The organism is Brevibacillus gelatini, from assembly GCF_050920745.1.
GTDB classification, from domain to species: Bacteria; Bacillota; Bacilli; order Brevibacillales; family Brevibacillaceae; genus Brevibacillus; species Brevibacillus gelatini.
Genome location: NZ_CP154342.1, coordinates 2,563,156 through 2,588,832, shown reverse-complemented (window position 1 = coordinate 2,588,832; position 25,677 = coordinate 2,563,156). Strand labels below are relative to the sequence as shown.

Sequence of the window (25,677 nt, the reverse complement as noted above, 5' to 3'; positions counted from 1 at the left end):
TGGCGCGATCATGGTATAATAGCGTCGAGATTGGAAGGCTAGGAGAAGAAAAAATGGCGCAATATACCCCGATGATTCAGCAGTATCTGGCTATCAAAAAAGAGTATCCGGATACTTTCTTATTTTTTCGCTTAGGCGACTTTTACGAACTGTTTTTTGAAGATGCCATCCTCGCGTCCCGCGAGCTGGAGATTACGCTCACAGGGCGCGACGGTGGCGGGGATGAACGCATCCCGATGTGCGGTGTCCCGCATCATTCGGCAGATGGCTACATTGCCGAGCTGTTGAAAAAAGGACACAAAGTGGCCGTATGCGAGCAGGTGGAAGACCCGAAAGCGGCAAAAGGGGTCGTTCGCCGCGAAGTGACCCGCGTCATTACCCCCGGCACGATGATGGAGGGCAAATGGCTCACGGACAAGGAAAACAACTACATGGCTGCGCTGGCCGTGCTGGATGGTCGCACAGGGATCGCAGCCTGCGATATGAGTACAGGGGAAATGTACGTCACCTCCTTGCCCGGTGAGACGGAGGCCGCGCTGGATGAGGCTCTGCAATACCGACCGAAAGAACTGGTGTTCTTCGGGTTTGATGAGCTGCCGAAGACGTCTTTGCCGTCTACCGTCGTGGAAAGTCGGCAACTGGATGCGCATGCCGTGGACAGCCAGTACCCGGAAGCGGGAAAAGAGCTGGACGTCGCCATGCGCGCAGCGGTCAATGCGCTGCTCTACTACATCGGTACGACGCAAAAGCGCAGTCTGGCACACATGCGGCTTTTGAAACGTTACGACAGCAAACAATACTTGCAAATGGACGGCTTTTCCAGACGCAATCTGGAGCTGACGGAAACGATTCGCGACAAAACGAAAAAAGGCTCCTTGCTGTGGCTGTTGGATCGGACACAAACGGCCATGGGCGGGCGACTTTTGCGCAGGTGGATTGAACGGCCGCTGCTTGGACGCTCGGAGCTGGACGCCCGTCTGGACGCAGTCGAAGCGCTGAAAGGCGACTTGCTGCTGCGCTCCGACCTGCGGACATGCCTGGACAATGTGTATGACCTGGAGCGGCTGGCAGGGCGCATCTCCTACGGAAACGCCAATGCCCGCGACCTGATTCAGTTGCGCCTGTCGCTGGAAGCGGTGCCGGAATTGAAAAGGCAGCTTGGCCAAACCAATGCCCCGGTGCTTCAGGAGCTGGCAGAAGGCATGGATGAATGTGCGGATCTGGTGAGCTTTTTACAGGCGGCGCTCGTCGATGACCCGCCGATTTCCGTGCGCGAAGGCGGCATGATTCGCACCGGCTATGATGAGTATCTGGACAAGCTGCATTCGGCGAGCCGTGACGGGAAAACATGGATTGCCCAACTGGAGCAAAGCGAGCGGGAGGCGACGGGCATTCGCTCGCTGAAAGTCGGCTTCAACAAGGTGTTTGGCTATTACATCGAGGTGTCCAAGGCCAACATTGCCAACGTGCCTGCGGGACGCTACGAGCGCAAGCAAACACTCGCCAATGCGGAGCGCTACATTACGCCAGAGTTGAAGGAACGCGAGGCGCTCATCCTCGAAGCCGAAGAAAAAATGATCGAGCTGGAGTACCAGTTGTTTACGGCTGTGCGCAGCGAGATCGCCGGACACATTCCGAGACTGCAAAGCCTTGCCGAGCGAATCGCTTCCGTTGACGTGCTCCAGGCGTTTGCTACGGTCAGTGACGAGCGCGGCTTTGTGCGTCCACAGTTTACGGACAACGGGGAATACATCATCGTCGACGGCCGCCACCCTGTCGTGGAAGCCGTGCTGGAGCGGGAGAAGTATGTCGCCAATGACGTGCGGATGAACCAGGAGGATCGTCAGGTTTTGCTCATTACCGGACCGAACATGGCGGGGAAAAGCACCTACATGCGGCAGATCGCGCTGATTACCGTCATGGCGCAAATCGGCTGCTTCGTGCCTGCAAAAGAAGCGAAGCTGTCGATTGTCGACCAGATTTTCACGCGAATTGGCGCTGCCGACGACCTCGTTGGCGGACACAGTACGTTCATGGTGGAAATGCTGGAAACGCGACACGCGCTGCAAAAGGCGACCGCCAAAAGCCTGATTTTGCTCGACGAGATCGGGCGCGGGACGTCTACGTATGATGGAATGGCACTGGCGCAGGCGGTGATTGAGTACATTTGCCAGCGAATCGGGGCCAAGACGCTGTTTTCCACGCACTATCACGAGCTGACGGGGCTTGCGGACACGATGAAGGGCGTCGTCAATGTGAACGCCCGCTGCGAGGAGCGGGACGGAAAACTGTTGTTCCTGCACAAGATCGAGGAAGGCCGGGCGGATAAAAGCTACGGCATCCACGTGGCTGAATTGGCGGAAATGCCTGGCTGGGTCATTGAGCGCGCCCGCAGCATTTTGGAAGGTTTGGAAGCAGGCAGTTTAGCGACAGGCAGTTCCGCGACAGCCGAAATGCAAATGTCACTGGAAACACTATGGTCGGCACCAGTTGCCGCCGCACGCGAAGAACCTGTGCCGCAGTTGTCGGCGGAGGAAGAGGAGATTTTGCGCGACCTGCGTGAGCTGGATTTGAACGCGACGACGCCGATGGAAGCCATGATGAAGCTGTTTGCGTGGAAGCAGCAGCTGAAAAAACGATAAGGCAGAGGGGAGGAGCTCATGGGAAACATTCGCGTGCTGGATGAGCAGCTCGCCAATATGATTGCGGCAGGCGAGGTGGTGGAGCGCCCGGCTTCGGTCGTGAAGGAGCTGGTGGAAAACGCGATTGACGCAGCCGCCACCTCGATTGAGATTCATGTGGAAGAAGGCGGCCTGGAGCTGATCCGCATTGTCGACAACGGACACGGAATGGATCGGGACGATTGCCTGCTCGCTCTGGAGCGGCATGCGACGAGCAAAATCAGCACCCCGCGGGACCTGTTCCGGATACGCACGCTTGGCTTTCGCGGCGAGGCGCTGCCGAGTATCGCCGCTGTCTCGCGGATGGAGCTGACCAGCAACCGTTCGAGCAGCGAGATCGGCACCCGACTCCTGGTCGAAGGCGGCGAGATCAAAGAGGTGGCAGATGCGGCGGCAGTGCAAGGGACGGAGATATGCGTCCGCAGCCTGTTTTTCAATACCCCTGCCCGGTTGAAGTACATGAAGTCGATTGCCACAGAGGTCGGCCACATTTCCGACTACGTCAACCGCCTGGCGCTGACGCACCCAAGCATTTCTTTTACATTGACCCACAACGGCAAGACGCTGTTGCAGACGACGGGCGACGGCAAGCTGCTGCACGTCATGGCTGCGATCTACGGTGTGCAGGTGGCCAAGCTGCTGTTGCCGATTTCGGGAGAGACGCTCGATTTTCGCTGGAACGGCTTTTTGTCCAAAACAGAGGTGACGCGGGCGAACCGCTCCTATTTGTCGACGCTTGTAAACGGTCGCTACGTGCGCAGCTATTCGCTCAACAATGCGATCATGCGCGGCTACCATACACTGCTTCCGATTGGCCGCTTTCCGATCGTCGCCTTGCAAATCGAGATGGACCCGACGCTGGTGGACGTCAACGTGCATCCCGCCAAGCTGGAGGCGCGTTTCAGCAAGGAAGACGAGTTGTGCGCCGCGATTGAGCAGTCCGTGAAAACGACGCTGCGCCAAGGGTTAGGGATTGTGCGGCCGATGACGACACAGCCAAAGGCGAAAATTTCTGCGCAAGTCGTACAGCCCCAATTTGACCTGACCTTTGCCAAGCCAGCCATTGAAAAAGGTTCTCTTTTGGAAGCGAGTCCGCGCTTGCAGGAATGGATGGCGAAGCAGGAGAGCAACAAGACGCAGACGGGGCAACCAGCGAGCCAGTCAATCCCTGCCAACCTTGCTGCCCCTGCAAATGTCGCATCTCCTGCCAGCACGCCTACGCAGGAGCCGGAAAAGAAAACGGTACACGAAGCCGCTTCGCCCTACCTGCATCCAGAGCAAGCTGTGCAAAATGGTACAGGCGGCGGGGAGAGAGCAGCGCAAACAGGAACACAGGCTGCGGGAGCGGCGGAAAGCGTGTCTGCGGGTATCGGCCAAGGGGAAGAACATGGTCAATATCGCAAGCAAGACGATGAACAAAATCATGAGCAAGCGCAGGCCCGAACCGAGGAAACGGAGCCAGTCGTACAGCCGCCAAACACAGAGGCAGTACAGGCAGGGACAGCGGGAGCGCTGACGGACGCAAAATTGGCCCAGGTTGAAAATGCCCGGCTTGACGAACCATACGAACAGCAAGACCAGGCGACAGTCCCAGATGCGTCAGCCAACGAGGAAAGCTCACGATCGGCTGTCCCCGTCATGTATCCGGTCGGGCAAGTGCATGGAACGTACATTGTGGCGCAAAATGATACCGGGATGTATTTGATCGATCAGCACGCGGCACAGGAGCGCATTTTTTACGAATACTTCATGGACAAGCTGGCCAAAGAAGGTGTCGCGAGCCAGATGATGCTGTTCCCGCATACGGTCGAGGTGACGGCGGCAGAGGCAGCGCGGCTGGAAAAACGGTTGCCGCTCTTGCAGTCGTTTGGTCTGGAGGTCGAAGCTTTCGGCGGTCGGACGTTTATCGTGCGGGCGCACCCGCACTGGTTTCCGGAAGGGGCCGAGCTTGAGATCATCGAGGAACTGATCCAGTTTGTGCTGGAGGCAGGGGAGCAAGGTCAGGCCAATGTCGTGCAAATGCGGGAAAAGGCTGCGATCATGATGTCCTGCAAGGCGTCGATCAAAGCCAATCGCTATTTGACGCACGCGGAGATGGAAAGCTTGCTGAACCAGTTGCGCGAGACGAGCAGTCCCTTTACGTGCCCGCACGGCAGGCCGATCGTCATCCACTTTACCAGCTACGATCTGGAGAAAATGTTCAAGCGCGTCATGTAGCCAGCCGCACGTGCGCGATGCAGATGACCCCTTAGGTACTCTAGGGGGTTTTTCAGAATATATTTGACCGCCAAATTAATCCTGCTTACAATAAAAGAGTTTCCGTCCAATGGGCGAAGACAAATGGAAAGGAATACGGATACGTGATAGTAACGACGGGACTTGAGCCTAGCGAGGACACCTTGCGCCATGCTGCGGAATTGGCCGAAAAGTTTGGCGTACCAGTAGTGAGACGCGGCGATCTTTCCCTCCATCAATTGCGAAAACGGCATGGCGACGACGAAATAGTGGTCGTCTCGGCGCAAGGAGCACGACTGGAGGTGCCGGGAAAACAGCCATTCTTTTTTCACCCGAACACTTCTGCTTTTCGTATAAAGCGGCTGTTGCGCGGCGATACTGATACTATGCTTGCTGCTTGCCAAATTCATCCAGGGGATGAAGTGTTGGATGCCACGCTCGGATTGGGTGCGGATGCCATCGTGTTTTCCCATGCGACAGGAGCAGAAGGGAAAGTGGTCGGCATCGAATCTGAACGGGTGCTTGCCATCATGGTCGGAGATGGACTCGAGCACTGGGCAACTGACTTTAAACCGCTGGAAGACGCCATGCGCCGGATCGAAGTGCGGTGGGGGAACCATCTGGAAGTCATGCAGGGACTGCCGAGCCGCTCTTTTGACGTCGTTTATTTCGATCCCATGTTTGAAGCGACCGTTCACAGCTCGTCAGGCATTGCGGGCGTGCGCGCGTTTGCCAACCCGGAGCCGCTTGCGGAGCAGGCCATTTCAGAAGCACTCCGTATAGCAAGAAGGCGCGTGGTCATGAAGGAAGGAAAAGCAGGCAAAATCCACGAGCGTTTTGGCTTCATTCCATTTCGCTCCCGCGGCCAACAGGTCGTGTACAGCTACAAAGAGACAGATGGAGGGGAGTGACCTTGCAAAGAGAAAAGCTAGTCGTCATCATCGGCCCGACAGCAGTCGGCAAGACCCAGTTAAGTCTGGATTTGGCCCAGCAGTTCAACGGAGAGATTATTTCCGGGGATTCCATGCAAGTATACCGGGGCATGGACATTGGGACGGCCAAGGCAGAACCTGCCGAGCTGGCGTTGGTGCCGCATCATCTCATTGACATCAAAAATCCGGACGAAGAATATTCTGTCGCCTTGTTTCAGGAGAGCGCTACCCGGCTGATTACAGAGATCAACCAACGGGGTCGCCTTCCTTTTATCGTAGGCGGTACGGGTCTGTACATAGAATCGGTTACGCATCGGTTTCAATTTGCGCAAGCCAGCCAGAACCCGGAGCTGCGCGAACAGCTGCAGCGGCTGGCTGAAGTGGAAGGCGTGGAAGCCTTGCACGCAAGGCTCGCTGACGTTGACCCGATTACAGCCCAGCGGCTGCACCCAAACGATGTAAAACGGGTGATTCGCGCACTTGAAATCTACGAAAGCACGGGCTACAAAATGTCGGACTTTCAACTGCGGGCGCAGCATTCGCCCTACGATCTGGTCATGATCGGGCTGACGATGGAGAGGGCCGTGCTGTACGAACGGATCAACCGCCGCGTCGATCTGATGATCGAAGCGGGGCTTGTCGACGAAGTGCGTGGACTTTTAGACAAAGGCTACGACGCGTCCATGGTGTCGATGCAGGGGCTGGGCTACAAGGAGTTGATCCCCTACCTGTACGGCGAGATTACGCTGGAAAAGGCGATCAACGACATCAAACAGCGGACGCGGCATTTTGCCAAGCGACAGCTGTCCTGGTTCCGCCGTATGCCGGAAGTGCAGTGGTTTGACATGACCGACCCGGCTAGTCAAGCGCAGTCCGTGGAAACTATCAAGCAGATATTGGCAGGAAAGTTTCAACAATTGCCGAATATATAACATACAAGTCCTTTTAGGGGGTAGTGTACATGAAACAGACGATCAACATTCAAGATACGTTCCTGAATCATTTGCGGAAGGAAAACATCGCGGTTACCATTTACCTTGTGAACGGATTTCAATTGCGCGGGTATATTAAAGCGTTCGATAATTTCACGATTGTGATTGATAGCGAAGGCAAGCAACAGTTGGTATACAAGCATGCGATCTCCACTTTCACACCACAACGCCCGGTATCGCTCATGTCTCAGGAAAACAACCAGCAATAAAACGCAACACGCTCTGCCAACCAGCCAGGACGATTGAGGTCCTGGTTTTTTCTTTTTGGAAGCCAAAAAGAAAAGGCGCGACAAAAGGCTTTCAGCGCAGATGCTCAAAAGCCTTTTGCGGCATACCTGTTGACGAAAAGCGACAAATAGCGGGCGGATCATCCGCACAAGCTTGGCCGGGAACTCGTGAAGGTTGGTCATCTCCAAAAAACGTTCCTCGCCGTAAATATCGCTAATCACTTCCACTCTTTCCCCACTTCCCTGTGCTTCTTCTCCACGACGAGGGGGAGCAGCAGAGCTGCACCGACGAGAATAAACCCTCCGCTTACAGCATAGACCGTGCCAAGAGAGAACATCTCTTTGAGATAGCCGGACACGGACATGCCGATGACCATCATTCCCATGAAAACAGGCGTGATCGTGCCCGATACCCGTCCGATCAAGTTGCCTTCCGTGTTGCGGACAATTAATGTCTGGATTCCGCTCTGAATACATGGGAAAAAGAAACCGCTGATACCCAACAGTACAAACGCCAGCCCGATCGTGGTCGAACTCCCTAAGCCAACTGTACACACAGCCGTGACAAGCAGGCCGACCAAGAGCAAAAGCTGAGGCTGCATCTTTTTGGCGACACCGATGAGGACAGCTCCGCCAATGAGCATGGCTGCTCCGTTGGCCATAACGAACCATTGCAGAAAGGATTGATCCTGCCGCAAGTTTTCCATCACGAGGAAAATCTGGAGCGGCTGTGTCAGTCCAGACGCCAACCCGACTGCTGCGAAGGTCAGGCAAAGTGTCTTCAACGATTGATTAGCGCCGATATAGCGCAGCCCGGCCAGTAACTCTGCGATAAAGCCGCCAGCCTCATCCGGCTTCGCTTCCGTCGAGTCGCGGGGCAGTGTCATCAAAATGAGCGAAGAACCAAGAAACAGGATAGCAGTCAGCAGGAGAGAGACTGTCATACCGAATTGCAAGTAAATAAACGTGCCAATGACCGGACCTAACACCATAAAAATCGCGACCAACGTTTGCGACAGTGCCATTACGCCTTGCAACTGCGCTTTCGGCACGTGCCGTTTGTACAATTTCATGGCGGAAGGCTGCGAAAATTGGGACAAGCTGGCCGACACAAACATGCCAATGAACAGGGCAATCCACCCTCCGTTCATCAGCAAGAGCAGCACCGCACCCACGGACAGCACAGACAGTAGATCGCTCCATACCATCGTCTGTTTTGGCCGCCAGCGATCGGCAAACGTTCCGCCAATCAGCCCAAACAGAAAGATCGGAGCAAACTCTGCAACCGAGATCAGCGATACGTAAACAGGATTGTTGTTTGTCCATTCGCTGACAAACAGCAGGACGGCAAAATTCCGGACCCAGATGCCCAACTGCAACAGCACGCGGGAAAGGATTATCGTTCGTACATATTGATTCCTGAACATTGTCAATACCCCATATCTTTTACTAGTTTCGTTCATGTCCGCAGGCGTTCGCTGACTTGTGTTGTGTAGTAGTGGGCAGCTTCATGTTCTTCCCCTCTTTCTTTTTTGAAATTACTGCAAAGTGTAGCGGAGATTTCATCGTGAAGCAAGAGTTTTTTGTTAAGATTTACAAACATTTTTATAAAATGTTTACTTAAATACAAACGAAAATAAAAAATGTTTATCATTTCGATGTCGGTAGTGGCGCTGATGCTTCTGTATCCACCCCAGATTATCCACCAAAAGAAACAAAGGCCAGCCGAAACACGTTTTCGCGCGTTTCGACTGGCCTTCTGGACTGACCCTATACCATCTGCAAATCAAGGAGTAGTTATTGTTTACCTTCAGTGAAAACTTAGAAATGCATTTCGCCAAAGGTCTGCTTGTACAGCACTTCTGCATCCAATGCTTGTTCGTAAAAGGCGATGGCTTTGTTTGCTGTTCCGTTCAGGACGAGATAAGGGATCAAACGCAAAGACATTGAGGAATCAACTCCTTGGCATTTTGGTTTGCTGACTGTCGTGTCCTCTTCATGACCAGATTGTACCACAGAGAACATTTGTTCGCAAATGGATGTATGAAAAAACGAGGACATGGCCAAGTGTCCTCGTCAGGCTGGAGAAGCTTATTATGCCGCCGTCTTCCTGCGAATCATCAGGAGGTAGCAGAGGATGGCGCCGAGTGTTGCGAGCGCAATGACGATCCCCATCGGAACGGCAGTGTCTTCCCCGCCAATTCCGACCAGTGGCGCGACAATCCCGCCGCTGATGAACGAGAGCAGTCCTTGCAGGGCAGAAGCACTGCCTGCCGCTTTGCTCTGGTTTTGCATCGCCAGCGAGAAGCCCGTCGCACCTACGATCCCGACACTCGATACGACGAAGAACAGCGGAACGAGCACAGCGACCAGCCCCGCCTGGAGCGAGATCATGGCAAAAAGGGCAACGCCGCCGATTCCGGCCAGTGTGATGCCGGTGACAAACAGCTTCGTCTCCTTGACTTTTCCTGCGAGCCTCCCGGTGATTTGGCTGGCAATAATAATGCCAAGCCCGTTCATGGCGAAAATCATGCTGAAACCTTGCGGAGAAACGCCAAAAATTTTCTGGAATACAAATGGCGAGCCTGCGATGTAGGCAAACATCGCGGCCGTTACCAGGCCTTGCGACAAGGCGTAGCCCATGAATACCCGGTCTTTCAGCAGTCCGCCAAACGTCGTGAGCGTATTGCCGATTCCCGCTTTGGAGCGGCGATGAACGGGCAGCGTCTCAGGCAGGCCGAGCACGACGACAAGCAGCATGACGGCACCGATCAGTCCGAGCGCGACGAACACGCCGTGCCAGGTGGTGAATTCCAGCAGCTGACCGCCGACAATGGGGGCGGCAATCGGTGCAATCCCGTTTATGAGCATCAGCAGGGCAAAAAATTTGGTCAGCTCGGTTCCGGAATACAAGTCGCGAACGGTCGCACGGGCGATGACAATCCCGGCCGAGCCAGCCAGCCCCTGAACGAAGCGGAGGAAGACAAAGGTGTAAATAGAAGGAGCTGCCGCACATAAAAAGGAAGACAAGGCATACAAGATCAGTCCAATCAAAAGCGGTGTTCGCCGTCCGCGCACGTCGCTGATCGGCCCGGCAAATAACTGACCGACCGAAAGCCCGATCAGGCAAGCGGTGAGGCTGAGCTGAGCAAGCGAAGTGCTCGTTTGCAGGTCATCCGCAAGCAGCGGCAAAGCCGGCAAGTACATGTCCAGCGACAGCGGGCCGAATGCCGACAGGGAGCCTAAAATGGCCGCAATCCACAAACGGCGCGACTTGCTTTCGGCAAGCGACGCGGAATTTAGTTCTTTGGCTGCATTGTTCACAGGTATGTTCAAACCTTTCTCATTGGGCATGGGAAAGAGACAACGCCTGGCTACTCGTTAGGTTCAGCAACTGGCTCCGTATTTTCCAGATAAAAAGTTTCCAGGTTGTTGTGCATTCTTTCCAGCATGCCTTGCAGGATGATTTTTTCTTCGTCTGTAAAGCCCTCGAAGCATTTCAGTTCGAGAATGCGCAGCGCTTCCTTGACGGCTTTTGTCGCGAGCCGCCCTTTGTCAGTGAGAAACACCCGGGAGATGCGCTGGTCACGCTCGTCGGGGCGCCGCTCAACCAGCCCGCATTTTTCCATGCGGGTAATCATGACCGTAAGCGTTGCCGGTTTTACCTGAATACGTCGTGCCAACTCCTTTTGCATCAAGCCGTCCGTGTTTGCAAGACGCATCAAAAGAATCGGCTGTCCCGGGTAGACGTCGTAATCTTGAATGAGATATTCAACATTTTTCTTATGGAGCTTCATCACATGGCCCATCGCATGTGTCAAAGCAGTAGAATAATCAAATTCCACCAAAGTACCCCCATTTGTTAGCTGGCTAACTAAAATGTAATCTAAAGGATTCACAATCTACTGTCAATACTGATCTATTATACAAAAACGAAGCACGTTCGTCATGAGGTAGCGAAAGAATGTTGCAGCCGGAAGAAGGAGAGAAAGCGGGGCTTGTAGAAACTAAGCAATCCGAAACAGGAAAGGACAAGGTGACAACGCGATGATTTTAAATGAAAAAATAAAAGCGGCAGAAGTCAGCCTGACTGGCGTGAACGGTGAGGACCTTGGGATCGTCGACACGAAAGTCGCGCTGCAAATGGCAAAGGAGCAGGGTGTCGACCTCGTTTGCCTGTCGCTCGCACAAAGCCCGCCGCCGTGCCAACTGGTAAGCCGCACCAACTACAAAGAGCAGCTCAACCGTGAAAAGGCCAAGCAGCGCAAAGAGGAAAAAGGCAGAAAAGTAAAGGAGCTTCGCTTGAGCGCCTATATCGAACAGCACGACTATGATACGAAAAAGCGGCAGGCCGAAAAAGTTCTTACGGCAGGGGACGCGGTGCAATTGACGGTGCGCCTGGAGAAAAAAGAAAGCCAGGAAGCGAAACATTTGCTCCAGCAACTCGTAAAAGAGCTTGCGCATTGCGGCGTGCAGGAAAAAGGGATTCAAGTGAGCGGCAAGCAAGTGGTCGCTGTCCTGCTTCCTAAAGAGCAATAGCGGTACGGAAAGGCCCGGCTCGGTGCGGCAGTTGATGTCGCCGCTTCCGCCGGGCTTTTTTTGGCGGATGTAGCCGTTCGCTTGCTTGCTGCGTCTTTTCTTATTGTGAAGAGACAAGTCATTATCAAACTGAAAAGCGAGTGATTCCATGCCGTTTACCTTTTCCCACCCGGCAATCGTCCTGCCGCTGCGCAGATGGGGCTGGGTATCCTTTCCGGCTCTCGTCATTGGCAGCATGGCGCCGGATTTTGAATATTTTTTGCGCATGCAGCCGTACAGCGTCTACAGCCACACGCTGCTTGGCCTGATTTGCGTTGATCTTCCGCTCGTGATCGTTCTGTATGTTGTGTACCGTTTCCTCGTAGAAAAAGGGCTGCTCGCCGTCTTGCCGCTGTGGGCGGCAAAAGGCTTGGCGTGCAGGCAAACAGGAAAAGAAAGCCGGAAGCGGAAGTGGGTAGCACTGGTCGTATTCGTTTACTCCGCGCTGCTCGGAAGCTATAGCCATATCGCCTGGGATGCTTTTACCCATGACAGGGGCAGCATGGTCGAGCGGTTCGTTATTTTGCAACAACGCATCCCGCTCCTTTTTCTCGAAGTACCTGTCTACAAACTGCTCCAACACGGCAGCACGCTGCTGGGCGGGCTTGCCATCGTGTATGTCATCTGGCGCTGCGGACGCAGCAACGATCACGTCGAGATCAAACAGGTCACACTGTACGGAAAAGTGCTGTTCTGGCTAGGCGTGGCGGTAATCGGACTGGGCGTCGTCGTTTGGCATGCCTTTTTCGTAAAAGGGGTGTCTCCGCTGATTCATCCGTTGCAGCAGGTCGTTCCGTTTCTGTCTGGCAGCCTGCTCGGGATCTGTCTGCTTGCTCCGCTCGTGAATCGGCCAGGATGGAAAAAATAGGGCAGGTTTATCCAGCTTCTGAGTATATTATTGTATGGCTGAATAATCATGTATCCGCACTGGCCCAAACCGGATGACCCTTTTGAACATAAAGCATTGTTGTGTATCTGTCAGGACTGACAGGCAGGAGCGAACGTTTGAGTGATGCACAAAGGCAGGTGATCGAACATGAGACATTCGGAAAGCAGTCTCTCCGTTGATTCCAGCTCTACTACTACCGCTTCAAACTCCAACAGGATTCAGGTCGTCTTCAAGCGCAAGGATTTATCCATCAAAAAGCCCGAAACGCTGCCCGAATACGTGAATGCATCCGCCCCTAGCGAATTGGCCGCCTTGTTTGATGAACTTGAAAATTTGATCGGTCTGCAGGAAGCGAAGAAGACGATGTATGAGATTTATGCGCTGATAAAAATCAACAAGGAACGGGAAAAGCATCAATTGAAAATTGAGAAGCAAGTGTTTCATATGGTGTTCAAAGGCAACCCGGGCACGGGCAAGACGACAGTTGCCCGCTTGTTCGGCAAAATGTTTCGTGAAATGGGCATTTTGAGCAAAGGTCATCTGATTGAGGTGGAGCGAGCTGATTTGGTTGGCGAGTTCATCGGACATACGGCGCAAAAAACGCGTGAATTGGTCAAAAAGGCACTCGGCGGGATTTTGTTTATTGACGAGGCGTACTCGCTGGCAAGAGGGGGCGAAAAAGACTTTGGCAAGGAGGCGGTGGATTGCCTGACAAAAGCACTCGAAGATTCAAACAAAGATTTTATTTGTATTATTGCCGGTTACAATGATGAAATGGAGCAGTTTCTGGAGCTGAACCCCGGCCTTCCTTCCCGGTTTCCTGTTCACATCAACTTTGCCGATTATAGTGTGGAAGAACTTTTGGAGATTGCCAATCTGATGACGCGTGAAAAGGACTTTGAGCTGACGAGGGAGGCGAAAGAGAAAATTCGTCGTCAGCTGACCGGAATCGTGAATGATCCGTTCCAGCGAAATTTTAGCAACGCCAGGTTTGTGCGAAATTGCATTGAGAAGGCGATCAGGGTGCAGGCGGTCCGGCTGATGAAATCAAATGAGCTGACACGCGAAGAATTGCGGCGGCTGAGAGCCGAAGACTTTCAGGTGTGAATTTGCCCCTTTCTCTATCTGATCCCTCCGCTGTGAGGGATTGTTTTTTCTTGTAAAATGCCTGGTGTTGAATCGACGCCATGGCTGAATCGGCATCGCAACGAAATGGGCAAAATGTGGTATGATAGGGAACAGAAAGGGCGTGAATCGGTGAACGAATTTATCAAAACAAAAGAAACCGCGATTCTGGTCGGTTGCTATCTGGATAACCGCGATGCAGAACGAACACGTCTCTCCATGGAAGAATTGCACGAGCTGGCGGAAACGGCAGGTGTCGAAGTGCTCGATGTCGTGACGCAAAACAGAGACAGAATCGACGCTGCCTGGTATTTGGGGACGGGCAAAATTGAGGAAATCGCCGAAAAGGCCCGTGAGCTGGACGTAGACGTCATCATTTTCAACGATGAGCTGTCCCCGAGTCAGACGCGCAATCTGGACAAAGTGTTTGATTGCAAGGTCATTGACCGGACCCAGCTCATTCTCGATATTTTCGCGGGGCGAGCGCAGTCGCGCGAAGGGAAAATTCAGGTCGAGCTTGCGCAGTACAACTATTTGTTGCCGCGACTGGCGGGTCAGGGCAAGCAGCTTTCCCGGTTGGGGGGCGGAATCGGGACGCGCGGTCCCGGTGAGTCCAAGCTGGAAAGTGACCGCCGCCACATCCGCAGACGGATCAGCGAATTGAAGCAGCAGTTGGACGACACGGTTCGGACGAGACAGCTTCATCGGGAACGCCGCAAAAAAAACAACGTGTTCCAGATTGCACTGGTTGGCTATACGAACGCGGGCAAGTCGACGATCCTCAATCAGTTGACACAGGCGAACACTTTGCAGGAAGATAAATTGTTTGCCACGCTGGACCCGACGACTCGTCAACTCGTGCTGCCGAGCGGACTGGAAGTGCTTTTGACGGATACGGTTGGCTTCATCCAGGATTTGCCGACAAGTCTGGTCGCTGCTTTTCGCTCCACTTTGGAGGGCGTGAAGGAAGCCGACCTGATTTTGCATGTCGTCGACAGCCACCACCCGGATTTTCGCGTGCACATGGAAGTCGTGGATAAAATTTTGCGGGAGCTGAAAGCAGACGACATTCCACAGCTTGTCGTGTTCAACAAGGCTGACTTGCTGACGGAAGGCGCTTACCTGCCGCATGCAGGCGAATCCATTCTCATCTCTGCCATTCGCAAGGAAGATCAGCAACGGCTGCTGGCGAGGATCGAACAATTTGTGCTTTCCTCTTATAATGAAATGAAGTTGCGTGTCCCGGTCGAGCGCGGGGACATTCTGTCGCTGTTACACCGCGAAGGCGTGGAGATGGAACAGCAATTTAACGAAGAGGAAGCGTCGTACCTGGTCACCGTGCGCGTGAACCGGGACAATCCGATCTACGGAAAGATCGCTCCTTTTCTCCTGGACAAACCAGAGACTGTTGAAGAGAGTTGGTAAGATAGCAGATGTTTCAATACTTTTCCCACGGAGAAAAGCTTCGTCCGCTCGTCATGGAAGTAGAAGCGATGATCTCCGAAAGACATCGTCAAATTTCCGCGCTGGTGGACACCAATCAGCTGAAAGTGCTGCGTTCTTTTCAAAAGCATGAAGTGAACGAGTTTCACTTTTCACCGTCAACCGGTTACGGCTACGACGATTCCGGGCGGGCTACGCTGGAATCGATCTACGCGGACGTTTTTGGCGGAGAGGCGGCACTGGTACGGCCGCACATTATTTCCGGCACGCACGCGATTGCCATTTCCTTGTTTGGCATTTTGCGTCCTGGCGACGACTTGCTCTACATCACGGGCAAACCGTACGACACATTGGAAGAGGTCGTGGGGGTGCGCGGCGAAGGCCAAGGCTCGCTGAAAGACTACGGCATCGGATACAGCTACGTGCCGCTGACGCCGGAGGGCGAAATTGATTTTCTCGCCGTAGCGCAAGCGATCACGCCGAAGACAAAAGTGATCGGCATTCAGCGTTCACGCGGCTACGCGGATCGTCCTTCCTTCACGATCGCCAAAATCCGGGAAATGATTCGCGTTGTCAAAGAAATGAAGCCGGATGTGATCGTATTCGTGGACAACTGCTACGGAGAGTTCACGGAAGAACAGGAGCCGCTGCACGTAGGGGCAGACATCATGGCCGGCTCCCTGATTAAAAACCCTGGCGGCGGGCTGGTCAAAACGGGCGGCTACATTGTCGGCCGGGAAGACCTCGTCAAGCTGGCTTCGTACCGGATGGCAGCGCCGGGCATCGGTGCAGAGGGCGGAGCTTCGCTGTACTCGCTTTTGGAAATGTACCAAGGCTTTTTCCTGGCGCCGCACGTCGTCGGCGAAGCGTTGAAGGGCGCGGTGTTTTCATCGGCTCTCCTGGAGCGCCTTGGCTTCCAGACAAACCCGCTCTGGCACGAGCCGCGGACTGACCTGATTCAGTCTGTCGCCTTTGGCAGTGCAGAGCGACTGATCGCCTTTTGCCAGGGGATTCAAAAGGCGGCGCCTGTCGATTCGCACGTGACACCGTATCCGAGTGAGATGCCAGGTTATGCGGACCCGGTCATCATGGCTGCGGGAACGTTTATTCAAGGGGCGAGCATCGAGTTTTCCGCAGATGGGCCAATCCGTCCGCCGTACCTGGGCTTCGTGCAGGGCGGCTTGACGTATTCGCACGTCAAAGTGGGGATTTTAACTGCATTGAACGGCATGCTGGAAAAAGGTTTGCTCGACCTGCCTGAAAAGTAAACCGCGCACAAAAAGCGGCGCAGAAGTAGACGAGACGGCATTCTCTGCACAAGAGGATGCTGTTTTTTTGCGGTTGAAGCACCGGAGATAGTCTGCAAGAAGCGGCGACTGGCGGAAAAAGCAAGCAGCTCGATGTTCTCAAAAGGCGGTTTCAAGCAAAAGTAGCGGAGAGTGAGGTATGCATCGTGGGACAACGTGGATTTTTATCGATAAGCGTCACTTTTTGCGTAATATTTTCTAACATCCGTTGACAGTGTTTTTGCTTTTGCATAAAATAAGGCATATGGAAAACGATAGAGGAGGGACAAGTCATGAGTGATGACCTTCGCCGGAATATGGCCCTCTTTCCCATCGGGATCGTCATGAAACTGACCGATCTCACTGCGAGACAGATTCGCTACTATGAACAAAATGGCCTGATTCAACCGGCTCGCACAGAAGGGAAGCAGCGGCTTTTCTCCTTCAATGATGTAGACCGACTTTTGGAAATCAAGGAATTGATTGAAAAAGGGCTGAATATTGCCGGGATCAAGCAAGTGCTGAAGCTGCAGGGGCCTGCTGCGGAGCCGACGGAGATTTCGACTGCTTCCGAGGTGAAGCGCAAGGACATGTCAGACAAGGAATTGCACCAATTACTCAGACAACAGATCATGTATCGCAATGCTACCCGCCCAGGCGAGGACGCATTGATACGTGGAGAGCTATCTCGCTTCTTCCACTAATATAAAGTTGTGAGAGTGACAGGAGGAGAGAAATGTGAGCAAGTACACACGAGAAGACATTATGCGATTGGCCCAGGAAGAGGACGTGAGATACATCCGTCTGCAGTTTACCGATCTGCTGGGTATTATCAAAAATGTGGAGATTCCTCTGTCCCAACTGCCAAAAGCGTTGGACAACAAAATGATGTTTGACGGTTCTTCCATCGAGGGTTTTGTTCGCATTGAGGAATCGGATATGTACCTGGTGCCGGATCTGGATACCTGGGTTGTATTCCCGTGGGGCAACGAGCATGGGAAAGTTGCACGTCTGATCTGTGATATTTATATGCCGGATGGCACTCCATTTGAGGGGGACCCACGCTACATTTTGAAACGCGCACTGAAAGAAGCAGAAGAATTGGGCTTCACAGCTTTTAACGTGGGACCGGAACCTGAATTCTTCCTGTTCAAACTCAACGAAAAAGGCGAACCTACGCTTGATCTGAACGACCAAGGCGGCTATTTTGACTTCGCTCCACTCGACCTCGGCGAAAACTGTCGTCGCGACATCGTATTGACGCTGGAAAAAATGGGCTTTGAAATCGAAGCCTCCCACCACGAGGTAGCGCCAGGTCAACACGAAATCGACTTCAAATACGCGAATGCACTGCAAGCCGCAGACCAGATTTTGACTTTCAAACTGGTTGTAAAAACAATCGCGCAAAAACACGGTCTGCATGCGACCTTCATGCCAAAACCGCTCTACGGTGTGGCAGGCTCCGGTATGCACGCGAACCAATCCTTGTTCCGCGGCAACCAAAATGCCTTCTACGACGAGACAGACGAAATGGGCCTGAGCCAAACAGCGAAGCATTACCTTGCAGGTATTTTGCAGCACGCTCGCGGCTTCACCGCGATCACGAACCCGCTCGTGAACTCCTACAAACGTCTGGTACCTGGCTATGAAGCTCCTTGCTACGTGGCATGGTCGGCGAAAAACCGCTCTCCATTGATCCGTATCCCTGCCTCCCGCGGTATGGGAACCCGTATCGAAGTGCGCAGCCCAGACCCAGCTACAAACCCGTATCTCGCTTTGGCTGTCATGCTGAAAGCAGGTCTGGACGGCATCAAAAACAAACTGGCTGTGCCGCCAGCGGTCGACCGCAACATCTACGTCATGACCGAAGAAGAGCGCGAAGCAAACGGCATCAGCAACCTGCCAGCTACGCTCAAAGAAGCAATCGAGTGCCTGAAAGCCGATCCGGTGATTTGCGAAGCGCTGGGTGAGCACGCGCTGATTCACTTCATCGAAGCAAAAGAAATCGAGTGGGATATGTTCCGCACTCGCGTCCACGACTGGGAGCGCGAGCAGTACATGAGCACTTACTAATAAGTGAAACCCCTTGTGCCTGTTGGTGCGAGGGGTTTTGCTTTTGTGGGTGTTTACAGCATACGAAAACGACTCCTTGTTCAAGCACGGAAAACAAGGAGCCGCGATCATTTTGTACGCTCGACTGCGTTCCTGCTGCTCATGCTCATTTAACCATGAGCGCAAGAAAATCGTGCAGTTTTTCCAGTGAGCGGATATTTTGATTACAGGTGATGCTGTCCTGACACAAATAGTTGCCTTTTTTCAAATACGTGCCGTCGTTGGAACTCCGCGCTTCCAGGACGAACATGCCGATTTCCGTAATTTTGTTGCAGATGGCACAAATCCCTTTTTGCGGCAGCGGGGTAAAAACGCCGTGAATGCCGATCAGCTTGTCGCCGTAGTTGGCGATGACATATTTTTTGTCTGACCCGCAGTCGAACCAGCTGACATACGTAGTTTCCGCATACGGAATCTCCGCCGTCGCAGGTGGCTTGAGCTTCTTGACTTTCGGGAACATTTTTTTGATGGCTTGCTCTGTCAACGCCGGGAACGGGATGATATACGGAGACAGCCGCAGCAGAAACTGTTTGGCTTCATTTTTTTCCTTGATGACAGAAAGCGACGCAAGCAGTTGCTTTTGTTCCTCTGTCAGCTCAGGGTAGAGCTGAAATACGGATTCCTGGGCGATTTCCTTGCGGGCCCGGATCACGTTTGGATCTGTGCTGCCCGCATAAGCATTCAACAGGCTCTGGACCTGTGCCTTGATAAAGTGGTAGTGATGGGGGAAAATAAAGGGTTCCATCTCGTCTGGTTCCTCCTTGCTGTGTACTCCGCTGATTGTCTGGAGTCGTAGTCTGTATCTACTACTCTAAAAGGAGCGGAGTGCGGAGGAAAGGGAGAGAACGATTGTAAAAAGAACTCGGCATATAAAAAGCACTGACCGTCTCGTGGACGCGCCAGTGCTTGTGTCTATTTCGCGTATACAATCTTTTTGATCGTTTCCGGCGAGAGAAAATACTGCGTGGCCAGCTGTTGAATGGAAACGCCTTCGCGAAAAGCGCTGCGGATGGCGTTGTTCCGTTCGTCCAGCTGTTTGCGAAAGCCAGTCCGGGTTCCCCATTTGTGATGGGACGTTTTTGGCTTTGGAATGTATAAAAGTTCTCCCTGCACGTACTTCTGGATTTCTGCGATCAAAGTTTCTGGCAGCATGCTCGCTGCGTTTACATATTTCATTTCCGCTCGCTCCTTATTTTTTTGAAGTGAAAAATAAGGGGCAAAGCCAGGAAATAAGAAATGAGATACGTAAGAGAAGGCGATGAATTGTCTAAACGACTGTCCACCTCATGCAAAGTATCGCCTTATTTCCGGGCTTTGCATGAGACGTTGCAGTATCTGGCAAACTGATTCCATTCACCAACCATACACCCCCTCGCTGGCGTTTGCTCTTATGCGGGCAACCAATTGCCCGCGCAGTCGTTTCCATTATAAATCATCCGTCTGCGATTTGCATCGCGTCTTTGGGGGATGAGTTCGTCAGTTTTTGCAGGACGCTCCGTGCTGTCCGATGCGACAGGTGGCCTTTATCTCCTTACCAGAGCGTGAAGCTGTTCGTCCGTCCACTTCTCCAATTCCAACAGCGCCTGGTATGGATCGTCTCCCGGGATGTGAAAATAAGAGGCGAAAGCTGGTTCCGTTTTCAAGCCGTTTTGCTTGAGCTGCCGTATGTCATGGAGGACGTTAGGGCCGCCGAGCAAAAGCAAACGGTGTTCGACGACCATATGCCGATACGCATTTTGCATTGTGACCGGACGAGGTTGGGCAAACAGCTCAAACCAGAAGCCGCAGGCAAAAAACGAAATCAGGCAGGTAGGCACGCCCTGCACGAGCAGACGAGCTTCCTTGTAGCCTTCATACGCCGCATATGAAGCGCGAACGATGGCAGCAAATCGGTCGAGATCGTAGCTTTCGCAAATGATGTCCAGGTCGCTGTCGGCGATGTCGATGTCAAGAGGGATCGTGCCCGCAAGCACAGGATCAAATTCTTTCAGTCGCTGCATGATGGCGGATTGCTCGATCGCCTGTTTCGCGGCTTTTTGCTTGCTTGTCCCATTTTGCAGGTAAGAGAGGTCGCGCCAGTTCCGCTTCATGAAAAACCTCCGTTTTGCTATCTTTTGTGCTGGTGCTCCTCCCAAACGATTTCACAGCTTCCTGAGAGAAGAGTGCAACTTGAATCGGCTGTTTCTCGTATACCTATGTGAGAGGAGTGCTTCACAGATGGATATTGTACTTTGGATATTGGTGTTGTTGCTTTTTGCACTGAGTATCGCCGGCATCTTTTTGCCAGTATTGCCCGATACGATTTTACTGTGGGCAGGCTTTTTGCTCTATCACTTTTTCATCGCCGATCCGGGAGCGGGGTTGCCAGCGTCTTTCTGGTGGGGGATGGTCGTGCTCAGTATTTTGCTGTACGGGGCGGATCTGTTGACCAACATGTTCTTCGTGAAAAAATACGGCGGTTCCAAATGGTCTTCGGTGGCTGCGGCCGTAGGGATTTTTCTCGGAATCTTCGTGTTCCCGCCTCTCGGGATGCTGATATTGCCGTTTGTGCTTGTGGTGCTGGTGGAGCTGCTCGTGCAAAAGCAACCGATGGAAAAAGCGCTCAAAGCGGGCTTCGGCTCGCTGGTCGGCTTTCTGGGCAGCGCGGTAGTAAAAGTGGTGTTGCAGGTGGGTATGATCGTCTGGTTTTTTCTTGCCAGGTAGAATAGAGACGAAAAAGGACAGCGGGGGCTGTCCTTTTTTCATGCGCATATGCGGAAACCATTAGTGGATGAGGCGATAGACGCCAATGACTTTTCCGAGAATGGTGACGTTGTCCAAAATGATCGGCTCCATCGTTGCATTTTCCGGCTGGAGACGGAAGTGGTCTTTCTCCTTGAAAAAGCGTTTTACTGTCGCTTCGTCTTCATCGGTCATGGCGACGACGATATCCCCGTTGTTGGCGACGTTCTGCTGGCGCACGATCACGTAGTCGCCGTCCAGGATGCCGGCCTCGATCATGCTGTTCCCGGAAATACGCAGCATGTACACCTTGTCAGAAGTCACGATATTTTCTGGAAGCGGGAAATACTCTTCCACATCCTCAATCGCGGTGATCGGTTGTCCCGCAGTTACTTTACCGATGACAGGGACGCGGACGACAGCGTCTTCGAAGTTGTCCTGGAAGCGGTCTTCCTCAGAAAGTAGTTCAATGGCGCGGGGTTTGGTAGGGTCGCGGCGGATCAGCCCTTTCTTTTCGAGGCGCGCCAGATGGCCGTGCACGGTAGAGCTGGAGGCAAGTCCGACAGCTTCGCCGATCTCGCGGACGGATGGCGGGTAGCCTTTTTCCCGAACTTCCTTGCGAATGAATTCAATAATGGCTTGTTGCCTGCTGGATAGTTTTGACATAGAGAGACACCCCTGATTTCTCGAACAAGTTTTCCAATATTATACCATGGGATCTTGCGTTCGACAAACATAAGTTCGATCCGGAGGCGAACAGGATTTTTTGACCGGGTAAATGGATTCGATTTGCGCCCTTCCCGGAATCAGCCTTTAAGTCGATAGGGGATGGGTTGACAGGGGATGAGGGCTAATGCATGCAGGTCAAAGCAGCAGAGCCGGGCAATAGGCAGCGGCGCCGCCGGCTTTCTCCCGAACTGAAACGGATGCGTAGAGCAGCCGCACACATTTTTGCAGGAGTGTCTGTTTTTTTCTTGACATGAACATATGTTCTCATTTAAGATGGGGTTACGAAAACATAGAACGTATGTTTGCAGGGGGTTATTACGATGAAAGTCATGTCTAGCCATAACCGTTTTGAGAAAAAGCAGCCTCGCCGCGTCCGTCTTGGCATCACGAGGGGACAAGCTATTTTGTTTTTGATTGCGTCCTCTCTCTTTTTTTACCTGTTGACCGAACTGGTGTTTGCCTCTGCGTCCCAAGCAGAGCCGCCAGCGCCAAAAGGAAAAGAAGTGACCGTTCGTTCCGGCGACAGTCTCTGGACGATCGCTGTGCGTCATCAACCGTCGGAACAGGTGGATGTGCGTGATCTGGTTCAGGACATCAAAATCGCGAACGACCTCGACAGCAATCTGATCTATCCGGGGCAGACCTTGTTCATCCCGGAAGCGGACTGATTCGGCACTTGTCTGTCGGCAGCTATCTTGCCAGTTCCGACTGATATGATATAATAAAGCGGCATTACTACTGAGTGGGAGGAACCGGAAAGTGGTATCTGACGCGGAAATTAAAAGAATCAATGAACTGGCCAAAAAATCGCGCGAAGTGGGCTTGACCGACGAGGAAAAGCAAGAGCAAAAAGCGCTGCGCCAAAAGTACATCGATGCGGTTAAAATGTCGCTTCGAGCGAATCTGGATTCCATCCGCTATGTGGAAGATCTTGAGGATCATCGTCCAAAACACTAAACTTGTTTGTGCTGATACGGCAGACATCCTTGCTTGACGCTCGGGTGTCTTTTTGTTCCTTATGGCAGTCTGCCTGTTTGGCGAGCGAGGAGGGGAAACTGTTGGCTTGGGTGGCTGTAGCAGTTGGAGGAGCAGTCGGTTCGTTGCTTCGTTATGGGCTGGCGCAGGTGGCAAATCTGCCAGGCTGGCCTGTCGGCACATGGCTGGCGAATGTCATCGGTTCGTTTGCAATCGGCGTTTTGTTTGTGATAGGCAAGGAGCGGGGAGGATTCTCGCCTGAACTGTATCTGTTGTTTACCACGGGAATGCTGGGTGGATTCACGACGTTTTCCACGTTCTCGCTGGAAGTGGTTTCCTTCTGGGGAGAGGGGCAATGGCTGCGCGGTCTCGCTTACGCCCTGCTCAGTATTGGGATAGGTCTTTTCTCTTGCGCGGCGGGAATCTGGCTCGCCAGACAAATGCAATAACAACAGGATAAATGACGAGAGGGGGGATGGGTGTGAGTACCCAGCACCGCGATTACGAGGCAGAACAGAACAAGCTGAACGAGACGATTGCATTGATCGATGAGGAGATCGTGCGACTGCGCGAAGAGATTCGGGATGCGACCGATGATTACGTGAAACAGGTCGTAAACGCAAGCAAGGCAAAAGATTTGCGCTACCTGCAAGATCACGGACGGGCCAAGCCGTACTTTGGCAGGGTCGATTTTCTCAAGGACGAGGTGTACGAGCTGGATCAGGTGTACATCGGAAAAAGAGGGATTGTACGCAGCGATACGTTCGATTCCGTCGTCGTGGATTGGCGGGCGCCCATTGCCAGTCTCTATTATTCCGGAGAGAGCAAGGATGCGTTTTACCGGATGGGTCGCGAAATCGTGCGCGGCGAGGTGAGATTAAAGCGCAACTTTGCGATTGAGGACGGGAAAATCGTCGGGATCTACGATGGCGCTGTAAAAGAGACGATCAACCGCGAGATGGGACACCCGGATGAGTTTTTGCAGGAAGGCTTTATCGACGAGTTCTTGAACGCCAATCTGAATATGACGAATGACAGCCGCTTGAAAGATATTGTCGCGACGATTCAGTCAGAGCAAAATGACATTATCCGCGCGGAAAAAGATCGGCCGACCGTCGTACAAGGGGTTGCGGGGAGCGGAAAGACGACAATCGCGCTGCATCGGCTGTCGTACCTGATCTACAACTACCAGGATACGATGATGTCGAAAAAATTTATGGTGTTTGCTCCGAACCGGATGTTTCTGACGTACATATCAGAGGTGCTTCCCGAGCTTGGCGTCGACGATGTGCAGCAATCGACGTTCGTAGACTGGGCGGCGCGTCTTGTAAAGCCGCTCATGCCCAAAGGCTGGCGGATCGTGAGTCCGGACAAACCGCTGCAACTGTTTTTTGAGGAAGGACAGGACGAGCGGGAGCGGGAAATCACCCGGCATCGGCTGCGCTTCAAAGGCTCGCTTGCGTGTCGGGAAGCCATGGAACAGTATATACGCTACGTGATCGAGACGCGGATTCCGTTCAAGAAACTGCGCTTTCTATACAGCAAGACGAAACAGGTCTTCTCCATTCCGGTTGAGACGATTCGCCAGTTATTTCTGGAACAGTTCGGCGCCCTGCCGTATCATCGTCGTGTCGATGCGTTGCGCAAGCATTTGAAGCAGGAGATGAACAAGCAGCTATACTCCCATTTGCGCGAACGAAAAGTCGACCTCGACAAGCAAGGGTTGGCGAAGTTTGAGAAAATGCTGGAGCAAATTTTGGATACGTATCTCGGCACCTTTCCGCGACTGGACATTTTCGAGTCGTACCGCGAACTGATTGCGGATGAAAAACTGTTGCGCAAGCTCGCCCCAGCGGACATTCCAGACGAGGTGATCCGCGACGTGAGCGAGTCATCGGCGGCATTGTTTGCGCAGGAGCGGCTGGAAGCGGAGGATATTGCGCCGCTCTTGTATTTGCAGCATATGATCGAAGGAATGAACAAGGCCGAGCACTTTGACCATACTGTCGTGGATGAAGCGCAAGATTTGAGCGCACTGGAGATTGCCGTGATTGCGCTCGCGACGAAACGCCATTCGCTGACGATTGTCGGCGATATTGCCCAAGGCATCCACAGCTACCGCGGCATTCACGCCTGGGAGGAACTGACAGAAGGCATTTTTCAGCAGATTCGTCCCGCCTATTATACGCTGGCGCAAAGCTATCGTTCGACGGTTGAAATCATGCTGTGCGCCAACGAAGTGCTGCGTCAGATTGAACTGCCGGAAACGGTCTTGGCAAAACCAGTCCTGCGCCATGGGGAAAAGCCGATCATGGTCGAGGCCGATTCGCCTGCGAAGCTATGGGAGGATGTCAGCCTGCGGGTTGCCGCTTTGCAAAAAGAAGGCATGCAAACGATTGCAATCGTCACCAAGACGATTCAGGCGAGCAAAAAGGCGCATAAAGCACTTGTGAGGAGGATGCCCGAGTTGACACTGCTCGGCAGCAAAGACAGCCAGTTCCCAGGTGGCGTAATCGTCATGCCTGCCTATTTGACGAAGGGCTTGCAGTTTGATGCGGTCATTTTGGTCGATGTGGATGCGTACGAAAAAAACGAATGGGACGCGAAGCTGCTCTATGTGGCTATGACCCGGCCTGTGCACCGCCTCGTGATGGCGCGGGTGTCCGGCAAGCAGGCACCGCTGTTGGCTGCACTTTCACCGGAACGATACACCCAGCTTGAAGCTGGCAAATAGCAAAATCCCCTCTGGCTG

General features: G+C 53.2%; 24 protein-coding genes and 1 pseudogene. 17 read left to right on the top strand and 8 right to left on the bottom strand.

All coding sequences use genetic code 11. The annotated features are described in order from the left end of the window. The first annotated feature begins 53 nt into the window (after nt 1–53). The 5 genes from mutS (at nt 54) to hfq (ending at nt 7,049) form a co-directional block, all read left to right on the top strand. A complete protein-coding gene (mutS, locus tag AAFJ72_RS12360) occupies nt 54–2,642 on the top strand; it encodes a DNA mismatch repair protein MutS (protein ID WP_432774189.1) in 2,589 nt (862 codons plus the stop codon). Between the two features lie 18 nt (nt 2,643–2,660). Continuing rightward, nucleotides 2,661–4,898: a DNA mismatch repair endonuclease MutL gene (mutL, locus tag AAFJ72_RS12355; protein ID WP_432774188.1), complete on the top strand. Its 2,238-nt coding sequence runs from the start codon at nt 2,661–2,663 to the stop codon at nt 4,896–4,898. A 143-nt stretch (nt 4,899–5,041) separates the two neighbouring features. Then, complete coding sequence (locus AAFJ72_RS12350; protein WP_432774187.1) at nt 5,042–5,827, top strand: class I SAM-dependent methyltransferase; 786 nt, start codon at nt 5,042–5,044, stop codon at nt 5,825–5,827. Continuing rightward, nucleotides 5,824–6,780: a tRNA (adenosine(37)-N6)-dimethylallyltransferase MiaA gene (miaA, locus tag AAFJ72_RS12345; protein ID WP_432774186.1), complete on the top strand. Its 957-nt coding sequence runs from the start codon at nt 5,824–5,826 to the stop codon at nt 6,778–6,780. Before AAFJ72_RS12350 ends, miaA begins: the two co-directional genes overlap by 4 nt. 29 nt (nt 6,781–6,809) lie before the next feature. Continuing rightward, on the top strand, nt 6,810–7,049 hold the full coding sequence (hfq, locus tag AAFJ72_RS12340; protein ID WP_007719110.1) for an RNA chaperone Hfq: 240 nt from the start codon (nt 6,810–6,812) through the stop codon (nt 7,047–7,049). Between the two features lie 236 nt (nt 7,050–7,285). Here the strand turns inward: hfq and AAFJ72_RS12335 are convergent, their stop codons facing one another. From AAFJ72_RS12335 to AAFJ72_RS12320, 4 genes and pseudogenes are all read right to left on the bottom strand, one after another. Then, nucleotides 7,286–8,494: an MFS transporter gene (locus AAFJ72_RS12335; protein ID WP_432774185.1), complete on the bottom strand. Its 1,209-nt coding sequence runs from the start codon at nt 8,492–8,494 to the stop codon at nt 7,286–7,288. A 403-nt stretch (nt 8,495–8,897) separates the two neighbouring features. Continuing rightward, nucleotides 8,898–9,014, bottom strand: a pseudogene (locus AAFJ72_RS12330) (VOC family protein); the annotation flags it as partial. 147 nt (nt 9,015–9,161) lie between these two features. After that, nucleotides 9,162–10,391: a multidrug effflux MFS transporter gene (locus tag AAFJ72_RS12325; RefSeq protein ID WP_432777188.1), complete on the bottom strand. Its 1,230-nt coding sequence runs from the start codon at nt 10,389–10,391 to the stop codon at nt 9,162–9,164. A 50-nt stretch (nt 10,392–10,441) separates the two neighbouring features. Next, on the bottom strand, nt 10,442–10,912 hold the full coding sequence (locus tag AAFJ72_RS12320) for a MarR family winged helix-turn-helix transcriptional regulator (RefSeq protein WP_432774184.1): 471 nt from the start codon (nt 10,910–10,912) through the stop codon (nt 10,442–10,444). A gap of 202 nt (nt 10,913–11,114) precedes the next feature. Between AAFJ72_RS12320 and infC the strand changes: the two genes are divergently transcribed. From infC to glnA, 7 genes are all read left to right on the top strand, one after another. Continuing rightward, on the top strand, nt 11,115–11,606 hold the full coding sequence (gene infC / locus AAFJ72_RS12315; RefSeq protein WP_432774183.1) for a translation initiation factor IF-3: 492 nt from the start codon (nt 11,115–11,117) through the stop codon (nt 11,604–11,606). A 148-nt stretch (nt 11,607–11,754) separates the two neighbouring features. Then, a complete protein-coding gene (locus tag AAFJ72_RS12310; RefSeq protein ID WP_432774182.1) occupies nt 11,755–12,513 on the top strand; it encodes a DUF4184 family protein in 759 nt (252 codons plus the stop codon). Between the two features lie 168 nt (nt 12,514–12,681). Continuing rightward, nucleotides 12,682–13,641 (top strand): AAA family ATPase, encoded by a 960-nt coding sequence (locus tag AAFJ72_RS12305; protein WP_432774181.1) that lies wholly within the window; start codon nt 12,682–12,684, stop codon nt 13,639–13,641. A 150-nt stretch (nt 13,642–13,791) separates the two neighbouring features. Next, complete coding sequence (hflX, locus tag AAFJ72_RS12300; protein ID WP_432774180.1) at nt 13,792–15,084, top strand: GTPase HflX; 1,293 nt, start codon at nt 13,792–13,794, stop codon at nt 15,082–15,084. 8 nt (nt 15,085–15,092) lie between these two features. Further along, nucleotides 15,093–16,370, top strand: a complete 1,278-nt coding sequence (locus AAFJ72_RS12295; RefSeq protein WP_122903477.1) for an aminotransferase class I/II-fold pyridoxal phosphate-dependent enzyme — start codon at nt 15,093–15,095, stop codon at nt 16,368–16,370. A gap of 311 nt (nt 16,371–16,681) precedes the next feature. Continuing rightward, entirely contained in the window at nt 16,682–17,092 is a 411-nt protein-coding gene (locus AAFJ72_RS12290; protein WP_122903478.1) for a MerR family transcriptional regulator, read from the top strand. A 34-nt stretch (nt 17,093–17,126) separates the two neighbouring features. Continuing rightward, nucleotides 17,127–18,461 carry a type I glutamate--ammonia ligase gene (gene glnA / locus AAFJ72_RS12285; RefSeq protein ID WP_432774179.1) on the top strand — a complete coding sequence of 445 codons (1,335 nt, stop codon included), beginning with the start codon at nt 17,127–17,129 and terminating at the stop codon, nt 18,459–18,461. A gap of 145 nt (nt 18,462–18,606) precedes the next feature. On the opposite strand, the gene AAFJ72_RS12280 is transcribed toward glnA, so the two are convergent. The 3 genes from AAFJ72_RS12280 to AAFJ72_RS12270 all read right to left on the bottom strand — a co-directional run bounded on the left by AAFJ72_RS12280 (nt 18,607) and on the right by AAFJ72_RS12270 (nt 20,590). Beyond that, nucleotides 18,607–19,245 carry a FusB/FusC family EF-G-binding protein gene (locus AAFJ72_RS12280; protein ID WP_432774178.1) on the bottom strand — a complete coding sequence of 213 codons (639 nt, stop codon included), beginning with the start codon at nt 19,243–19,245 and terminating at the stop codon, nt 18,607–18,609. A 167-nt stretch (nt 19,246–19,412) separates the two neighbouring features. Further along, nucleotides 19,413–19,676: a CD3324 family protein gene (locus AAFJ72_RS12275; RefSeq protein WP_122903481.1), complete on the bottom strand. Its 264-nt coding sequence runs from the start codon at nt 19,674–19,676 to the stop codon at nt 19,413–19,415. Nucleotides 19,677–20,023: 347 nt separating this feature from the next. Beyond that, nucleotides 20,024–20,590, bottom strand: coding sequence for a DUF4269 domain-containing protein (locus AAFJ72_RS12270; protein WP_432774177.1), 567 nt, complete (start codon nt 20,588–20,590; stop codon nt 20,024–20,026). 127 nt (nt 20,591–20,717) lie between these two features. On the opposite strand from AAFJ72_RS12270, the gene AAFJ72_RS12265 reads away from it, so the two are divergent. Then, nucleotides 20,718–21,203 carry a DUF456 domain-containing protein gene (locus AAFJ72_RS12265; protein ID WP_432774176.1) on the top strand — a complete coding sequence of 162 codons (486 nt, stop codon included), beginning with the start codon at nt 20,718–20,720 and terminating at the stop codon, nt 21,201–21,203. A 60-nt stretch (nt 21,204–21,263) separates the two neighbouring features. On the opposite strand, the gene lexA is transcribed toward AAFJ72_RS12265, so the two are convergent. Then, entirely contained in the window at nt 21,264–21,887 is a 624-nt protein-coding gene (lexA, locus tag AAFJ72_RS12260; protein ID WP_122903483.1) for a transcriptional repressor LexA, read from the bottom strand. Between the two features lie 383 nt (nt 21,888–22,270). Here lexA and AAFJ72_RS12255 point away from each other — a divergent pair, with 383 nt between their 5' ends. The 4 genes from AAFJ72_RS12255 (at nt 22,271) to AAFJ72_RS12240 (ending at nt 25,659) form a co-directional block, all read left to right on the top strand. Next, a complete protein-coding gene (locus tag AAFJ72_RS12255; protein ID WP_432774175.1) occupies nt 22,271–22,618 on the top strand; it encodes a LysM peptidoglycan-binding domain-containing protein in 348 nt (115 codons plus the stop codon). A gap of 91 nt (nt 22,619–22,709) precedes the next feature. Continuing rightward, nucleotides 22,710–22,907 carry a DUF896 domain-containing protein gene (locus AAFJ72_RS12250; RefSeq protein ID WP_122903485.1) on the top strand — a complete coding sequence of 66 codons (198 nt, stop codon included), beginning with the start codon at nt 22,710–22,712 and terminating at the stop codon, nt 22,905–22,907. Nucleotides 22,908–23,017: 110 nt separating this feature from the next. Beyond that, nucleotides 23,018–23,374 carry a fluoride efflux transporter CrcB gene (gene crcB / locus AAFJ72_RS12245; RefSeq protein ID WP_432777187.1) on the top strand — a complete coding sequence of 119 codons (357 nt, stop codon included), beginning with the start codon at nt 23,018–23,020 and terminating at the stop codon, nt 23,372–23,374. A 32-nt stretch (nt 23,375–23,406) separates the two neighbouring features. Further along, nucleotides 23,407–25,659, top strand: a complete 2,253-nt coding sequence (locus AAFJ72_RS12240; protein WP_432774174.1) for a HelD family protein — start codon at nt 23,407–23,409, stop codon at nt 25,657–25,659. Nucleotides 25,660–25,677: the final 18 nt, after the last annotated feature.

Bases quoted from the DNA above. Each gene is read 5' to 3' on its own strand.
- AAFJ72_RS12265 (WP_432774176.1), top strand. From the start codon at position 20,718: ATGGATATTGTACTTTGGATATTGGTGTTGTTGCTTTTTGCACTGAGT.
- hfq (WP_007719110.1), top strand. From the start codon at position 6,810: ATGAAACAGACGATCAACATTCAAGATACGTTCCTGAATCATTTGCGG.
- mutL (WP_432774188.1), top strand. From the start codon at position 2,661: ATGGGAAACATTCGCGTGCTGGATGAGCAGCTCGCCAATATGATTGCG.
- AAFJ72_RS12305 (WP_432774181.1), top strand. From the start codon at position 12,682: ATGAGACATTCGGAAAGCAGTCTCTCCGTTGATTCCAGCTCTACTACT.
- AAFJ72_RS12275 (WP_122903481.1), bottom strand. From the start codon at position 19,676: ATGAAATATGTAAACGCAGCGAGCATGCTGCCAGAAACTTTGATCGCA.
- mutS (WP_432774189.1), top strand. From the start codon at position 54: ATGGCGCAATATACCCCGATGATTCAGCAGTATCTGGCTATCAAAAAA.
- AAFJ72_RS12295 (WP_122903477.1), top strand. From the start codon at position 15,093: ATGTTTCAATACTTTTCCCACGGAGAAAAGCTTCGTCCGCTCGTCATG.
- AAFJ72_RS12310 (WP_432774182.1), top strand. From the start codon at position 11,755: ATGCCGTTTACCTTTTCCCACCCGGCAATCGTCCTGCCGCTGCGCAGA.
- AAFJ72_RS12280 (WP_432774178.1), bottom strand. From the start codon at position 19,245: ATGGAACCCTTTATTTTCCCCCATCACTACCACTTTATCAAGGCACAG.
- AAFJ72_RS12290 (WP_122903478.1), top strand. From the start codon at position 16,682: ATGAGTGATGACCTTCGCCGGAATATGGCCCTCTTTCCCATCGGGATC.
- lexA (WP_122903483.1), bottom strand. From the start codon at position 21,887: ATGTCAAAACTATCCAGCAGGCAACAAGCCATTATTGAATTCATTCGC.
- AAFJ72_RS12255 (WP_432774175.1), top strand. From the start codon at position 22,271: ATGAAAGTCATGTCTAGCCATAACCGTTTTGAGAAAAAGCAGCCTCGC.
- infC (WP_432774183.1), top strand. From the start codon at position 11,115: ATGATTTTAAATGAAAAAATAAAAGCGGCAGAAGTCAGCCTGACTGGC.
- AAFJ72_RS12270 (WP_432774177.1), bottom strand. From the start codon at position 20,590: ATGAAGCGGAACTGGCGCGACCTCTCTTACCTGCAAAATGGGACAAGC.
- AAFJ72_RS12335 (WP_432774185.1), bottom strand. From the start codon at position 8,494: ATGTTCAGGAATCAATATGTACGAACGATAATCCTTTCCCGCGTGCTG.